Here is a 16,405-nt window from a genome sequence, read left to right on the forward strand (position 1 = left end):
TCGCCGCCACGAAACTGGGCTATGCCGGTCGACGCACCGATGGCGCCCATCGATGCAGGGGACATTGCCGTTGGAAGTCGATGAGCGAATTGTCGCGGTCCGGGCCATCTTCCGCTGTGATGAAGAAACCGCGCGGCTGCTCGACGCCACGCTCGTCCATCAGCATGTAGCGCCCAAGCAGGTGATCGCCAGGCAAGGCGACCGCTCGGCGCATTGCTGGGTCGTGGTCGACGGCTCGATCCGGATCCACATCTTCGGCGTCGACGGGCAGCGCCAGCAACTGGCGCAACATGGCCCGGGCGAACTGTTCGGCGCCTATCCCCAGCCGACGACCCACCGCGCCGAAATCATCGCCCAGACCGATTCCCATCTGCTGCGCGCGGACGCGACGTCGCTCGCCGCACTCGCCGCCGATCATGCCCAGATCGGATCGGCCATGGCGATCCTGCTCGCGCGCCAGCTCGACATGGCGCTGGACCGGATGGTGGCGCGCACCACCTACAGCGCCGCGGGGCGGGTGCATGCCCGGCTGGTGCAGCTCGCCGGCGACGGCCATCGCATCGCGCCGCCGCCGGTAGTAACCGCGCTCGCGCTCAGCGCCAACACCACCCGCGAGACGGCGTCGCGGGCGCTGGCCGCGCTGATCAGGCGGGGCATCGTGCGTCGCACCGAAGAGGAGCTCACCATATTGGCGCCCCGCATGCTGCTCGAGCTGATCTACTGACGGGTCGGATCGGCCGCCGCCAGCGGGAACATGCTGATCGGGATATCGCCCAGCGGCGTGACGATCTCTCCAGCCGATTCGAAGGCGAGATCGGGCGCGTGCAGTTCGAGCGCCAGCGCTCCGGGGCAAGCGGCCAAGACGCTCGACGGCGGCGCAGCGCGGGCGAGCAGGATCGCCATGTCGGCCGCTTCCGCCAAGCCGTCGCCACCAGGGTCCACGACCCGATAATCCAGGCCAGCCCGGTTGCCCGGCATCGCGCGGAGGATATCCACGGCAAGCGGCGCCGCGTCGGCGAGTTGCTCGGCGAAGATGACCATGTGCCCCGCTACCGTCCGCACGCCGGCCCCCGGCGGCAGGGATATTTCGGAAGAGCAGGACGTAGCCAGCGCCAGGACCGCGCACCGGCTTCGTTCCACCAGGCGATGGTCGCCCCGCGCCGCGGACCTCCCCACCATGATGTCGTGATGGGCAAGGCCGCGGTCGCGCCAGACGCGTTCTGGCGGAGATGCGGCGTCGGTCGGCCTGCGCACGCGCAGCGCGACCGCCTCGCTGGCCAGCGTCCGCGCGCGGCGCAGGGCCAGGCCCATTGAAATCTCTTCGCCTAGGATGATGGCGGCGTCGGACAGCCGGTCGATGTCGGGCACGGTTTCGACGACGTCGGCGGCCTCGATCAGCCTGTCGAAACGCTCGGCCCAGTGTGCGCCGAACCGCGCGACGGATTCGCCCCGAAACAGGTCGACCGGCGCCGGGAGGACGACATGGAGATGCGCGCCCCGCGCCATGGCCAGCTCGGCGATCACGATGTCGGCGCCCGCCGCGAGGGCACCGAAGACGAAACCGGGCCGGATCGTGTCGAGAGCGCTGCCGATGGCGGCCCGGATCTCCTCGTCCTCGGCCGGCAAACCGATGAGGCCGCTGAAATGGAGGCTGACCGGTGGGCGCAGATGATCGAGGATGTCGGTCGCCTGCTCCATGCGCTCCAGTACGAAGCGCAACTGCCGTAAGGTCGCCGCATGGTCCTCCCACGCGGCCGGCGTCCCGGCGATGGCCCGTTCGAGCGCAGCCTTGCCGGCGTCGACCCGACCGAGCAGCAGTTCGGCTTCGGCGCGCGTCGCGCCGAGCCAGTAGCTGGTCTCCGGCTCATGGTCGCCACTGTCGAGAAGCGCGATCGTCCGTCCCGCCAGTTCACGGGCCCGCTCGGGCTTGCCGTTGAGAAAGGCGATGGTGGCCGCATTGATCAGCGGATAGGTCGCGCGACGGTCCCCGGCCGCACGCAGATAGGCGGCTTCCGCCTGATCGAAGAACGAGGACCGTTCCTCGCCGGAACTTTTGAGCGCGCGGTCCTTGAGCAGCCGCCCCCGCAGGCTCAGAGCATCATCCTCGGCCGACCCCAGCAGGCCGGCCGATTCGAACATGCGCCACGCGCGGAGCGTGTCTCCTGCACGCGCCGCCTGTCTGATCAGTGCAAGGCTCGACAGCGTCACGTCATCTCCTTCGGTCGATGCTCGCCATATCAGCTCTGCTTGCGCATCGGAGGCGGATTCTTGATGTCGGGATCGATCGTCATCGCGATCCACTTCGGCCCGGCCTCATCATGACGCTGCAGGAAGTCGACATTGACGTTGAAGCCGTGCGTCGTGTCATATTTGCCGCCGCTGTTGTGCCGCGCCGCAAAGCGGGCGATGCGGTAGCGATCGAGCTTCTCCTCATAGCCGTCATATTCGAGGCCCCCGTAGAAGAAGGAGAGCTCCTCCTTAGTCGTCACCGCGTCCATCTCCTTGGAGAAGTAGAGCTGATCGCCGTGCAGGGTGACCTCGACCACCATGTCCTCCTCGATCGCGACATAATCATAAGCGGCCCGGTCCTTTTCGCGGGCCCTCTCCTGCTCGAAGCGCAGCGCTACCCGCCCGTCCTCGACGCCTAGCAGGATATGAAAGCGGATCGTCCCAGCCGGCTTGATGCCGACGGGCGCCAGTCGGCCGAGTTGTTGCTGGATATAGGTTGGACGGCACATCGGCATCTCCTAGGGGTGGCTGGGCTCGTTGAGTTTCTCGCGCCAGACGCGCCAGTCCTCGTTCTGCGGGTCCGAGGCGATCAGGCCGTCGATCACCCGCCGGGACTCGGAGATCATCGCGTCCGCCTCGGCCGGCTTGCCGAGCGCGCGGAGCAGTTCGGAGGTCGAATAGCGCGACAATATCCAGTCCTGGCGATAGCTGGCGTTCCTGGGATCGCCGGCGAGAAGACCGTCGATGATCGCGCGCTGCCTGTCGCGATGAACCATGGCCTCCTCGTCGCGGCCCATGAGGCGCAAGGCGTCGGCCATCCAGGCATGACGGTTGGCGAGATCGCTGCGCAGGCCGGGATCCTCCGGCGTAGCCCGGACGATATGCTCGATCGTCGATAGCGCCGCCGCGCAAGCCTCGAGGCTGTCGCGCGGGCCTTTGCGCGCGACGGCGATCGTGCAGATATTGCCTTCGGCATAGCCGAGCTCGCGATGATATTTCAGATTGGCGGGGCTGATCCTGACCAACTGGCGGGCGAGATCCCGATAGGCCACGAACCTCGGCAGCGCCTGCGCGTAGCGGAAGCGCAGGAAGTCCACATAGCCCAGCCAGAACTCGCTCTGGGCATGCGCGAAGATGCGAACGGGATCGTCGGGCTTCGCCGCCAGCAAGGCCGCGGTCACCCTATGGGCCTCGCGGAAGGTTGCGAGGGCCGCGGCATGGTCGCCGCGCCTGTGATCGTCCTCCCCCATCGCGTGCAGCACCCGCGCGCGGCGTTCGAGTGACTCCGCCGGCAACCGGCTCAGGTCGGATTGATCGCCATAATAGGAGAGCGCGCGGGTGTTCACCGACTGAAGGATTTCGAGCCTTCCTACCCCTTGCAATCTGGTCCTCAGGTCGGTGAGCATAAATTCGATCAGGCCCTCCGCCTGCCGGCGCTGATGTTCGGCCTCGCTCCGCGCGACGATCGCGTAGACGAGCAGCATCGCCATGATTAGGGCGAAAGCCAGCGCGGCAACCGTGACGGTGATCACACGTCGCAACTGCCGTTGCGCTTCGCGCTGGATCAGTTCGTCTAGCGCGAGACCGGTCAGTCCGCCGACGATCTTCAGGCGCGCGAGTTTGGCGCCATCATGATTCTTGCGGAAATCGGCGGCCACCGGCTCGTCGACGAGCCCGGCGGCATCAGCTTCGAGCAACGCCTCCGGAAAGACCTGCCCCGGCTCGCCCGTGAGCAGGGCGGCGATGATCGGACGATCGGGATGAAGACGCCGGAACAGCCTGATCTCGGCGTTGACCCATAAGGACGCGCGGGCGGCCGGCGAACAAAGCACGAGCAGCGCATCCGATCGCGCCAATGCATCCTCGACCGCCGCATTGAGGCTGGAGGCGGCGGGCAATTCCTGCCGATCGCGAAAGATCGGGGCCAGATGGCCCGGAACTTGGCCCAGAGGGGTCGTCCGCCCGACGAGGCGGCGCGGAATGCGATACGCCTCGAGCCAGCGATGCAACCGCCGAACGAAGGCCTCGTCGCTGTGACTATAGCTTATGAACGCCCGATACCGGCGATCGCCACGCGTTTCGCTGGCTTTCACGATCGCCAGTCGACCATCGGCACAGCCATCGAAACTGGCCCCCATTCGTCCCAAGCGACGCCCGCCAGCGCTTGAGGCCGGCACGGATATTAAGGGATATTGCCGGGCCGAAGGGAAGCGCCGAACTTACGGCCCGACAGGAGAACGAGACGAAGCGCTGCAATTGTGGGATATTCGGCACCAGGCCCCAGGAACCGGCGGTCAATAATCCTTCGAGTAGCGCAAACTGACGTTCGAGCCGCCGAAGGATCCGGTCGAGCTCAGGATCGAGAGGGTCTTCGACAGTGCGACCTCCAGCTGGGTGGCGGTGAAGCCCCGCGCATCGGTGATCACCTCCACATAGACGTCGTTGGAGATGTACTGCCCGGCGGCCAGCGCCGTGCCGCGGCCCGCCGTCTTGTCGGCGCCGAGCACGCGCAGGCGATCGATGCCCGAGGCCGAGCGAAGCTTGCCGAGCGGATTGAGGCCGCCGCCCGACCCGCGCAGCGAATTGAGCGCGGCGGCGAGCTGGATCGCCTGGGTCGGCGACAAATTGGTCAGCGACGACCCGAACAACAGCCGCGACAGCACCTCGTCCTGCGGCAGGTTGGGAGTCGAGGTGAACGACACCTGCGGATTGAGCGCATGGCCGCCGATATTGATCGTCGCCGTCACTCCCTCGACCGTCGTGTCGGCCGACAGGTCGAGTTGCGGATCGTTCACGGGACCGCCTTCGAAGCGGACCTCACCGTCTTGGGCCAGTTCGAAACGACGGCCGGCGAAGCTGTAGGTACCGCGCACGACGGAAAGCTTGCCGGTCACGCGGGGATCGCTGGCGGTACCGCCGACCCTTAGGTCGGTCGCCCATTCGGCCTCCAGGCCCATGCCGCTGACGAAGATCTTGTTGTCCGCCCGCACCCGGATATCGAGCTTCCAGTTGCTGGGAAGGGCGCTCGGTTCGGGCTTGGCCGCGCCGGGATCTGTCACATCCTTGCGACGGCGCACGCCGGTCAGTTCGGCTACCTCGGCGGCGCCTTGGCGGATGATCTGGTAGCGGGCCTCGGGGATGGTCAGGTCGCCCTTGATGAGCGCGCCGGCGGCCTTGCTGTTGGTGACCGCGATCGTGCCCGAAACGGTCGCGCCGAGCGCATCGCTGCGCGCGAGCTGCGCGCGATGAAGTTCGGCCTTGAGGTTGATCGGGAAACCGCTGGCGGCATCGAGGCCGATCGTACCGCTGGCGCTTAGCGTGCCGCTGCCCGCCTTCCCCTTCAGCGAGACGATCTCCAGGCGTGAGCTGGTGAAACGGCCGTCGAGAGCAATGCCCGAGATCACGGTGCCGTAGGCATCGTTCTCGTAGCGCAACGCGCTCGCCCGGACGACGCCGGTGACGGTCGGCTGGTCGAGCCGCCCGCCGAAATCGGCGGCCAGCGCTATCGAACCGCTGACCTGCTGGCCCGCAATCCCGGTCAGGGTCCACAACACGTCGGCGGGGCCGTTATAGCGGATGCCCCCTGACAGCGGGGCCGCGAACAGGCGCTCGGTCAGCGTCGCGCCACCGCCCAGCGGCGCGAGCCGCGCCTGCATCCGGCCGACGATGGCGCCGCCGCGCCGGACCAGCGCGCGGATGTCCCCGCCCGAAGGATCGAGCGTGGCGAGCATCGCGATATCGACGGGGGCGGACACGACATAGGCCGCCGTTCGGGTGAACTTCGCGATGTCGAGCCGCGCGCGCAGCGTGGGAATGGTGGCATCCGGGGCCGCCATATAATCGATCGTCCCCGTGGCGCGGCCGCCGAGGCCGAGCCCCGGCACGACCGCCTGGACGATCGAGACGTCCATATTGGCGAGCTTCGCGCGCAGGCTGGTCGACGCGCCATAGCTGCCGCTCAGCTCTACCTGCCCCTGCGGGACGACGATGGTCGCCGGGTCCAGGCGCCAGTCGGCGCCGACCCGGCTGACCGTCGCCGGCGCGGCCAGCCGGAAGGCGACGCCGTTGGCATGGCCCTTGATATTGGCGACGATCCGGGTCGGCGCGATCGCCGCCTGCATGGCGACGTCGAACGGCACGCCGCTGCGTCCGTTGGCGACCAGTGCGACGGTGCCGCTGCCGTCGCGATAATCGACCCGGCCCTGGGCGCGGCCGATCGTGGTTTCGCCCTGCCGAACATCCGCCAGCGCGAAGCGACCGGTCACCGCGGGTCCTTTCGGATAGAGAATCACGCGCGCCTTCACCGTGCCAGCGCCGATGCTGATCGGAATGTCTCCGGGGATGCGCGCGGCCTTGGCGGTCAGGTCGATATCGGCTTGCTGGTTCGCACCGGCGGCGGCAAGCCGGACATTGCCGTTCAGCCCCGAACCGGCGAGCGCCAGCGTTCCGGCGAACGGGCCGCCGGGCGTCTGGACGATCGAGCCCGAGACATCGATGCCGGCAAGGGTCGCCTTGCGGACGTCCACCGCCAGCGGCCCGCGACCGCTGCGGATGATGACATCGGCACTGACGGGGCCGTAAGCCGACTGGCCCTTCGCCCGCACCGCATAGCCGGTCGGCACACCGCGCAGCTCGGCCTCGACCGCGCGCAACCCGATGCCCATTCCAGGACGATCGGCGCGCAGCCGCACCAGCGGGCGTTCGAGCGTTCCCGATGCGGTGACCGACAAGGGCCCATAGGCTTTCGACGTCGCGCGGGCGGCGAAGGCGATCCGGCCGGTGTCGACGCTGTAGCTGCCGCGCCCGCCGACGATGCGGAAATCGGGTGCGGTCAAGGTGAGGCCGGTCAGCGTCGCGACACCGTTCTCGTCGAAGCCGAAGCGCGCGGTGGTCACGGCATTGCCGCCCAGCGTATCGCGCAGCGTGGCGTTGTCGAGGCTGCGCGTGACGATCCGGAACACGCCGCTCACGCCGAAGCCACCCTTCGGGCCCGGCACCAGCTTCGCATCGGTGGTCAGGCTGATCCGGCCGAGGCCGTCGATCCGGTAATCGTTGACCCTGCCCTTGATCGCGCCGGTATACCGGCCCTTCGCGATGTCGGCGAGGACGATCGCGGTCGCATCGATCTGCGACGATTTAAGTTTGAGATTGTCGGACAGCAACCGGCCGTTCGACCATTTGAGGTCGCCGTCGATCGCGAGATTCGTCAGCAGCCCGCCCGCCGCCACGTTCAGCCCGGTGACCGCCCGCGCCGTGGCATGGACCGGGATCGCGATATGGTTCGCGTCGATCACCGCGCGGCCGGTGGCCTTCAGCCCCTCGACCCCCATCGATCCGAAACCGATGGCGTCCGCCGACAATCTATAGTCGATCGTGGGCGTGCCGAAGGGACCGTCCAGCGTGGCCGACAGCCGCACGTCGCGGCCCCGGACATTGTCGGCGATCGCGCCGGGCGCGATCAGCCGCGCGTCGACGCGCAGGCCGCCGAAGCGATTTCGCCCCAGATCGACGAGACCGATCGCGTCGACGGCCGCGGCGTCCGACCGCGCGGCAAGGCGCAGGTCGACCTTTCGCTCGGCCAGCGTAGCGGCCAGGTCGATTGCGAGCTTCGGCGCGGTGAGCCGCGCGGCGGGACCGCTCAGGACCGCAGCGGGTATCGTGTCGCCCTTGACTGTGAAGCGTCCGTTGCCCGCCGTTATCGCGAGATCGGCGAGGCTTGCGTCGCCAGCCCGCGCGGTCGCCTTGCCCGTCCAGTTCGCCCAGTCACCCCGCCCGGTCAGCTCCATCGACAGCGGTTTGCCGAGCCCGGAATAGCTGTCGACCAGCCCGCCCTTCGGCGCGGCCAACCTTGCATCCACCAGCAAACGGTTGGAGGCGGGTACGGCATCGAGCCTGACCCGAAGCATGTCCCCACCCGCAACGTCGCGCGCCACCAGCGCCCGCGCGTCGAGATCGAGCCGGGCCCGCCCGTCGGCGATGTCGGCCGATCCGGCGATCCGCACGATGTGCCGGCGGCCCGTGACCGGAGGCTCGATGACGAGCCGGTCGATCGCCACCCGGCCGACCGCGATGTCGATATCGGGCAGAAGGGGCGCGTCGGGATCGGCCAGGGTCGGGCGGAACGCCGGACTCCGCAATAGCTGGATCTCGGGCGACGCAAGTTCCCGGATATCGACCTTGCTGCCGGTCAGATAGGCGAGCGGGCGCCAGTCGAGGGTCACCTCTCCCGCGCGCAGGAAGACGCCGCGGGGATCGCGCAATTCGAGACCTTCGATCTTCATGCGGCCATAGATCGAACCCTCGATCCGTCCGATCCCGACCCGCATCCCGGTTTCGGTCTCGAAACCGGCGATGCGATCGGCCAGGAAGCGGCGCCCCGGGCTGGTGTCCAGCCCCAGGACGATGATCGCCAGCAGCAGCAACAGGCCGCCGATTGCGACCCCGGCCCATTTGGCGATCGACAGCCAGAGCGGCCGCGCAGGCGTGACGGGGCGTTCGTCGGCCATCAGAAGGCCTGCCCGATCGAAATGTAGAGTGCGACCTTGGATTCGCCCGGCTGGCGGTTGATCGGGGTGGCGAGATCGATGCGGAACGGCCCGAAATTGGTATAGTAGCGGACGCCGATGCCGGCCCCGTAGCGCATGTTGCTGATCGATGGCGTCGAGCTTTCGCCAACCCGGCCCGCGTCGAAGAACGGAACGATGCCATAGTCGCCGAAGCGGTAGCGTGCCTCGATCGCGAACTCGGTCAGCGACCGGCCGCCGATGGGATCGTCGTTTACGTCCTTGGGGCCGAGCTGCTGATAGCCGAAGCCCCGCACCGAACCGCCGCCGCCGGCATAATAGCGCCGGGACGGCGCGATATCGTCGCGCGCCGCGCCGACGATCGACCCCACCCGCGCACGCCCCGCCAGCACGATCGCCTCACCGATCGGATAATAGGCGCTGCCTTCGGCAAGGAGCCGGGCATAACCGTCGAACCCGCCGCCACCGGTGCGTTTCTGCGCCTCGGGGCTCAGCCGACCGCTGATCCGGAAGCCCCTGGTCGGATCGAGCAGGCTGTTTGAACGATCATAGCCGATCTGGAGGGGGACCGCCGCGATCAGATAGGTGCTCTTGTCGCGATCGAGCATCGCGGTTTCGAACGGGGTCTCGCGGGTCGCGATCAGCTCGCCTCCGACGCTCCACGTCCAGCGCTTCTGGAAGATCGGCGTGCTCTGCCGCGACAGGCTGCCCGACAGGGTGATCGTCTGCGCATTATAGGCGTCGAAATCCTGCCGCGCGACCGAGGCGCCAAGCGCGAAGCTGCGATCGCGCTGCCCGGCGTTGGACCGGCGAAACGTCGTGCCCACGCTCTGCTGCAGGGTGCCCGCGACCGCTTCGACCGTCAGCGCCCCCTCCGGCGGAAAGAGGTTGCGGTGCGTCCATGATCCGGTCAGCTTGATGCCCTCGCCGGTGCCATAGCCCGCGCTCCCGGCCAGCTGGCGCGCGGGGCCGCGCGTCTGGTGGACGAGAATGTCGACCACCTCGGTGCCGTCCTCGCCCACCCGCCCGGTCTTCACCGGCTCGATCGCGTTGGTGGACAGCAGGCTGGTCGCGATCAGGGCCTGGCGAAGGTCGTCGACCTGCCGGCTGTCATAGAGCTCGCCGGGATCGAATCGGCTGATCACGTTCAGATGCCCGGGCGTGAACACCGGGTCGCCGTCGGTCCGGATCGCACCGAAACGGGCTTTCGGTCCGGCATCGAGCGGCAGGCTGTAGTCGCCTGTGTGATCGCGGTCGTCGAGCAGGATGTCGCGCTGGCCGACGCTGGCGAACGGGTAGCCGCGCTCCGGCAGGCGCAGCGCGATATTGGCCTCGGCGCTCTGGACGTCGGCAGCAACGATCGGCTCGCCGGTCTTGAGATCGAGCGCCTCGCGCGCGAACCGGGTCGGCTCGGGCGGCGCGTCGGTGATCGCGATATCGCCGAACATGTATCGCGGCCCGGGGGTGGCGGTCAGCGTCACCGTCAGGCTGTTGGTCGCGTTGGGCAGCGTGTCGATTGTGGCAGCCGCGATGCCGTCATAATAGCCTTCCGACCGCAACAGCCGCTCGGCCAGCTTCACGTCCTCGTCGGCACGGGCAGACACCTGCGCGGCGTTCGCGGCGTCGCGTCCGTCCTGGAGCAGGGCGGAAAGATCGCGAAAGACGTCCTCCAGGCCGACCGGCTTCAATCCCCGGACCACCAGCTTGTACCGGATCTCCGCCGCCTTCTCGTCGGCCACCTCGATTTCGGGTGGGGGGGCTGCGTCGAAGGTGGCGATCGGCGGCAAGGGCGCGGCCAGCTCCGGGTCGGCAGCAGGCGCCGCGGACGCGTCGACGGGCGCCTCCGACGATGGCGGCTCCGACGATAGCGGGATCGTGGCGTCGAGCGGCGGCAGGCTCTTCTCGAAGGCCGGGTCCTCGAGCGCCGTATCGTCGGGCGACAGCTGCGCCAGTGCCGGCACCGCAAGGCCGAAGCTTGCGCCGCACAGCAGAATCAGTGGCCGTATGAACACGCTACCCCCTCGACCACACGCCGTCGGCTCCGCCGGTCGTGCGCGCTTCCTGGGCCTGTTAAAGTTTCAGACGCGCCAATGTTCCTTGAAATCATGCGAAGCGCCAACCTCGGTCGATGAACGGGCGGCGATCGGCGGCCGGTCGCGGCGCGGATCCCCGTGACTGCCGCCAGATGCTCGACACCGACCTGACCGCGCGGTTCCCGACCCACCACGCGACGGGACGCATGGTGCAACCCGAAGATATCGCCCATATGGTCGCGTCGCTCGCCAGCCATGCGGGCGGCTCATCACGGGCCGGTCCATCGGCACCGATGGAGGCTTCGAATGACGATCCTGCAGACCTCTCCGCTCGCCGCCCCCCGCCAGCCCGTCGACATGCTGGATCATCCGGTACCGATGCTCGACCGGCTCGACGATCCCGACGGCTGGCTCGCGGAACATGGCGGCTCGGTCGAATGCCTGATCACCCATGCCATGTGCGGGGCGTCGGCCGACCTGCTGGCGCGCCTGCCGAAGCTGAAGTTGATCGCCAATTTCGGGGCGGGCATCGATCTCATCGACTTCGCTGCGGTGCGCGCGGGCGGGATCGCCGTGACCGCGTCGGGCGACGTGCTGACCCACGACGTCGCCGATCTCGCCTTGTGGCAGATGCTGACCCTGCTCCGCGGCAATGGCGGGGCGGACGCCTTCGTGCGAGCGGGCGGCTGGCTCGAGGGCCCCCTGCCCCTCGGCCGATCGACCCAGGGGCGCAAGCTCGGCATCCTCGGCTTCGGCCGGATCGGGCAGGCGATCGCGCACCGTGCCGACGCGGTCGGGATGCAGGTCGCCTATTTCAGCCGCCGCCCGATCGCCGGATCGGCCGCGAGCCACGAGGCCGATGCGCTGGCCCTCGCCCGCTGGGCCGATATCGTGACGATCGCCCTGCCCGGCGGCGCCGCGACCCATTCGTTGGTGGACCGCGCCTTCCTCGATGCGCTCGGCCCCGACGGCCTGCTCGTCAACATCGCGCGCGGCAGCGTGGTCGACGAGGATGCGCTGGCCGCCGCCCTGCATGAAGGCCGGCTGGGCGGCGCGGCGCTCGACGTCTTCCGCAATGAACCCGCGATCGCGCCGGCGCTGCTGTCGGCGCCCAATCTCCTCCTCACCCCGCATATCGGTTCGGCCACACAGGACGCCCGTCTCGCGATGCTCGGGCATGTCGTCGACAATATCCGCGCCTTCCTCGAAGGAAGGCCGCTGTCCGGCCTCGTTGGCGCGAACGCACAGGACGATGCGACGGCTCTGAAATAGCTCTCGGGTGGCCCCATGGAATGTCCGGGATCGTCCATCCGGATCCGATTGCTCCACGACCGCCGATCAGCGCCGCCGGACCACCTCCGCCGCCGCGATCGCGGTCAGGTTCAATATCCCGCGTGAGGTGACTCCCGGGGTCAGGACGTGGATGGGCTGGTTCAGCCCCATCAGCATCGGCCCGACCGTCGGCGAACTCGACGACGCCCCCAACGCGCTCAGCGTGATGTTTGCGGCATCGAGGTTGGGCATCACCAGCAGATTGGCCGATCCCTCGAACCGCGTGTCCGGGACCAGCCGCTCGCGCAGCGGCTGCGACAGCGCGGCATCGGCATGCATCTCGCCGTCGACGCACAGGTCGGGGGCGATCCGGCGGACGATCTTGAGCGCCTCGCGCATCTTGCGCGCGCTGGGACTGTGCGACGCGCCGAAGTTGGAATGCGACAGCAGCGCCACGCGGGGATCGAGGCCGAACTGGCGGACGGCGCGTTCGGCCAGCACGGTCATCTCCGCAATCTGGTCGGGGGTCGGATCGGGCACCATATGCGTGTCGGTGATGAACAGCGCGCCGGCATCGAGGATCAGACCCGACAGCGCATAGACGCGCTGGGCCGCCTCCGCCCGGTCGATCGTGCGCAGCACATGCTCGACCTGGCCCCAATATTCCGAATTGCCGCCGACCAGCGCCGCTTCGACATGGCCGGTCTGCAGCAGCATCGCGGCGGTGACGGTCGGCCGGCGATAGACATGGCGGACGATCTCGGCGGAGGGCACGCCGCGCCGCCCGGCGACGGCGCGATAGGCCTCGGCCAGCGGACCGAGGATGGCGTGATCGGTTTCAGGATCGACGACGTCGACGTCGCGGTCGAGCTCGAAACGCAGCCCGAGGCTCGGCATCTTCTCCGCGAGGATGCGGCGGCGTGCGATGATGGTCGGCCGGACTATGCCGTCGTCGAGTGCGTCCTGGACGGCGCGCAGGACCCGCTCGTCCTCGCCTTCGCCATAGGCGATCCGGGCGCGCGCGCCGCGCGCAGCCTCGAACACCGGCATCATCAGCTGGCCCGAACGAGCATTTTGCTGGGCGAGGGTGCGGCGATAGGCGTCGACGTCGATCGGCCGCCGCGCGACGCCCGAGTCGATCGCCGCCTGCGCCACCGCCGGCGCGATCTCGGCGATCAGCCGCGGATCGAACGGCGTCGGGATGATATAGTCGGGCCCGAAGCCGAGCTTGCTGCCGCCATAGGCTTGCGCCACGCTCTCATGCGCCGGCAGGCGGGCCAGGGCGGCGATGGCTTCCGCCGCCGCCACCTTCATGGCTTCGTTGATCGTCGTCGCCCCGACGTCCAGCGCACCGCGGAAGATATAGGGGAAGCACAGGACGTTGTTGACCTGGTTCGGATAGTCGGACCGCCCCGTCGCCACGATCGCATCCGGTCGCGCGGCACGGGCGATCTCGGGCAATATCTCGGGCTCCGGGTTGGCCAGCGCGAAGATCAGCGGCCGGTCCGACAGCAGCGGCAGCCATTCGGGCTTGAGCACGCCGGGCGCCGACAGGCCCAGGAAGACGTTCGCACCGGGCAGCACCTCCGGCAGCGTCCTGGCATCGGTCGCGCGGGCGTAGCGCGCCATGTTGGGCGCCATGCCTTCCCGCCCGGCATGGACCACCCCGTCCTTGTCGGTCAGCGTGACGTTGCCGGCCGGCAGGCCCATCGAGACGAGCAGGTCGACGCAGGCCAGCGCCGCGGCGCCGGCACCCGACGTGACCAGCTTCGCGTCCGACAGGCTGATATTCTGCAGCACGAGCGCGTTGCGGACTGCGGCGGCCACCACGATCGCGGTGCCGTGCTGGTCGTCGTGGAAGACCGGGATGTTCATCCGGTCCCTGAGCGCCGCTTCGATCGCGAAGCATTCCGGCGCCCTGATGTCCTCCAGGTTGATGCCGCCGAAGGTCGGCTCGAGCAGCGCCACCGTCTCGATGAACTTCTCGGGGTCGGTCGTGTCGATCTCGATGTCGAACACGTCGATGCCGGCGAACTTCTTGAACAGGACCGCCTTGCCCTCCATCACCGGCTTCGACGCCAGCGCCCCGATCGCGCCCAGGCCGAGCACCGCGGTGCCGTTCGAGATCACCGCCACCAGGTTGCCGCGCGCGGTATAGTCGAGCGCCTTGTCCGGATCGGCCGCGATCTCCTCGCACGGCGCCGCCACGCCGGGCGAATAGGCGAGCGCCAGATCGCGCTGGTTGACCATGCGCTTCGTGGGTTCGATGCGCATTTTACCGGGCTGCGGGAATCGATGATAATCGAGCGCCGCTCGACGAAGCGTGTCTTTCATGGCGGGGTCATTCCTGTGCAGGCAAGGCGATCTGGAGCACGCGCTGTACCAGCGATGCCGGAATCTTCAATGATCGCGCGGGTATGGGACCATGCCCGTGGCGTCTGGCGACATCCAGGGGGCCGCGCCGGCGGCATCGCAGTCTCGGTCTTCCGCTGGACCCCGAGCATCCCTATCTTCGCCCCCGATGCCACCTGACCACGCTTCCTCCGCCGGCCGCCCCGAACAGGGCTGGGCCACCCTCCGCCGCTTCCTGCCCTATCTCTGGCCGAAGGACGCGCCCTCGCTGCGCGCCCGGGTCGTGATCGCCCTCCTCCTGGTGCTCGCCGCGAAGGTGGCGGTGCTGCTCATGCCCTTCGCCTACAAGGCGGCGATCGACCGGATGGCGCCCGGCTTCGAGCCGGGGGTGATGATCGCGCTGGCGCTGGTCGCGGCCTATGCCGGCGCCCGCTTCGGCGGCGTGCTGTTCGACAATATGCGCAACGCGATCTTCGAGCTGGTCGGCCAGGACGCCGCCCGCCGCCTGTCGATCGAGGTGTTCGCGCAGCTTCACCGGCTGTCGCTGCGCTACCATCTCGAACGGCGCACCGGGGCGCTGACCAAGATCGTCGAACGCGGCACCAAGAGCATCGACACGATGCTCTACTTCATGCTGTTCAACATCGGCCCGACGATCTTCGAGCTGACCGCGGTCTGCGTGATCTTCTTCGTGAAGTTCGGCGCCGGCCTGGTCGCCGCGACGCTGGCCGCGATCGCCGCCTATATCCTGTTCACCCAGAAGATCACCGAATGGCGCGCCAAGATGCGGCGCGAGATGGTCGAGCACGACACCCGCGCCTCGGCGCGCGCGGTGGACTCGCTGCTCAACTACGAGACCGTCAAATATTTCAGCGCCGAGCAGCGTGAGACCGACAATTACGGCAAGGCCGTCGCCGCCTATGCCCGCGCGGCGACCAAGAACGAGAGCTCGCTCGCCCTGCTCAACGTCGGGCAGGCGCTGATCACCAACATCATGATGGCCGGCGCGATGGGGTACAGCGTCTATGGCTGGAGCAAGGGCTGGTTCTCGCCCGGCGACGTGGTGTTCGTGAACACGATCCTGATGCAGCTGTTCCGGCCGCTCGACCTGCTCGGCATGGTCTATCGCGAGATCCGCCAGGGGCTGATCGACATGGAGGCGATGTTCCGGCTGATCGACACCCCGGCCGAGGTGGTCGACGCACCCGATGCGGTACCGATCGTCGTGACGGGCGGGCTGGTCCGTTTCGAGGACGTCCATTTCGGCTATGATCCCGATCGCCAGATATTGAAGGGCATCGACTTCGCGATCCGTCCGGGCGGCACGCTCGCGGTCGTCGGCCATTCGGGTGCCGGCAAGTCGACCCTCGCCCGCATTCTCTACCGCTTCTACGAGATCAGCGGCGGGCGGGTGACGATCGACGGGCAGGACATCGCCGGGGTCACCCAGGCGTCGCTGCGCCAGGCGATCGGCATCGTTCCCCAGGACACGGTGCTGTTCAACGACACGATCGGCTACAATATCGGCTATGGCCGCGAGGGCGCGACCCAGGCCGAGATCGAGGCGGCGGCGAGGGGCGCGGCGATCCACGACTTCATCCTGTCGCTGCCGCTGGGCTACGACACCAAGGTCGGGGAACGCGGCCTGAAGCTGTCCGGCGGCGAGAAGCAGCGCGTGGCGATCGCCCGCACCCTGCTCAAGAATCCGCCGGTCCTGATCCTAGACGAGGCGACTAGCGCGCTCGACAGCCGTACCGAGGCGGATATCCAGGCGACCCTGCGCGGGGTCGAGCAGGGCCGCACGACGATCGTCATCGCCCATCGCCTGTCGACGATCGTCCACGCCGACGAGATATTGGTGCTCGAAGCCGGACGGGTCGTAGAACGCGGCTCCCACGCCGAACTCATGGCGCGCGACGGGCTCTATGCCGACATGTGGATGCACCAGGCGAGCGAGGCCGAGGAGAAGGAGGCGGCCTAGGCTCGCCCCGCCCT

General features: G+C 68.4%; 9 protein-coding genes. 3 read left to right on the forward strand and 6 right to left on the reverse strand.

All coding sequences use genetic code 11. The annotated features are described in order from the left end of the window. The first annotated feature begins 52 nt into the window (after window positions 1-52). Window positions 53-724 (forward strand): Crp/Fnr family transcriptional regulator, encoded by a 672-nt coding sequence (locus ASE22_RS07855; RefSeq protein ID WP_235536247.1) that lies wholly within the window; start codon window positions 53-55, stop codon window positions 722-724. Here the strand turns inward: ASE22_RS07855 and ASE22_RS07860 are convergent. The 5 genes from ASE22_RS07860 to ASE22_RS07880 form a co-directional block, all read right to left on the reverse strand. After that, window positions 718-2,301, reverse strand: coding sequence for a tetratricopeptide repeat-containing protein (locus ASE22_RS07860; protein ID WP_321163670.1), 1,584 nt, complete (start codon window positions 2,299-2,301; stop codon window positions 718-720). The genes ASE22_RS07855 and ASE22_RS07860 overlap by 7 nt on opposite strands. Beyond that, on the reverse strand, window positions 2,238-2,738 hold the full coding sequence (locus tag ASE22_RS07865; RefSeq protein ID WP_235536246.1) for a nucleotide synthetase: 501 nt from the start codon (window positions 2,736-2,738) through the stop codon (window positions 2,238-2,240). The genes ASE22_RS07860 and ASE22_RS07865 overlap by 64 nt, the downstream gene beginning before the upstream one ends. Window positions 2,739-2,747: 9 nt before the next feature. Continuing rightward, window positions 2,748-4,322 carry a toll/interleukin-1 receptor domain-containing protein gene (locus ASE22_RS07870; protein WP_235536245.1) on the reverse strand — a complete coding sequence of 525 codons (1,575 nt, stop codon included), beginning with the start codon at window positions 4,320-4,322 and terminating at the stop codon, window positions 2,748-2,750. A 201-nt stretch (window positions 4,323-4,523) separates the two neighbouring features. Continuing rightward, window positions 4,524-8,735 (reverse strand): translocation/assembly module TamB domain-containing protein, encoded by a 4,212-nt coding sequence (locus ASE22_RS07875; RefSeq protein ID WP_056357125.1) that lies wholly within the window; start codon window positions 8,733-8,735, stop codon window positions 4,524-4,526. Then, window positions 8,735-10,765, reverse strand: a complete 2,031-nt coding sequence (locus ASE22_RS07880) for an autotransporter assembly complex protein TamA (RefSeq protein ID WP_235536244.1) — start codon at window positions 10,763-10,765, stop codon at window positions 8,735-8,737. Before ASE22_RS07880 ends, ASE22_RS07875 begins: the two co-directional genes overlap by 1 nt. A 327-nt stretch (window positions 10,766-11,092) precedes the next feature. Here ASE22_RS07880 and ASE22_RS07885 point away from each other — a divergent pair, with 327 nt between their 5' ends. Further along, complete coding sequence (locus tag ASE22_RS07885; RefSeq protein WP_056357129.1) at window positions 11,093-12,058, forward strand: 2-hydroxyacid dehydrogenase; 966 nt, start codon at window positions 11,093-11,095, stop codon at window positions 12,056-12,058. A gap of 66 nt (window positions 12,059-12,124) precedes the next feature. Here the strand turns inward: ASE22_RS07885 and ASE22_RS07890 are convergent, their stop codons facing one another. After that, the gene (locus ASE22_RS07890) at window positions 12,125-14,392 is read right to left on the reverse strand and encodes an NADP-dependent malic enzyme (RefSeq protein ID WP_056357132.1); all 2,268 of its coding nucleotides are present in this window, start codon (window positions 14,390-14,392) and stop codon (window positions 12,125-12,127) included. 187 nt (window positions 14,393-14,579) lie between these two features. On the opposite strand from ASE22_RS07890, the gene ASE22_RS07895 reads away from it, so the two are divergent. Continuing rightward, window positions 14,580-16,391: an ABCB family ABC transporter ATP-binding protein/permease gene (locus ASE22_RS07895; RefSeq protein ID WP_056357134.1), complete on the forward strand. Its 1,812-nt coding sequence runs from the start codon at window positions 14,580-14,582 to the stop codon at window positions 16,389-16,391. Window positions 16,392-16,405: the final 14 nt, after the last annotated feature.

The organism is Sphingomonas sp. Root720, assembly GCF_001428605.1.
Lineage (GTDB): Bacteria > Pseudomonadota > Alphaproteobacteria > Sphingomonadales > Sphingomonadaceae > Rhizorhabdus.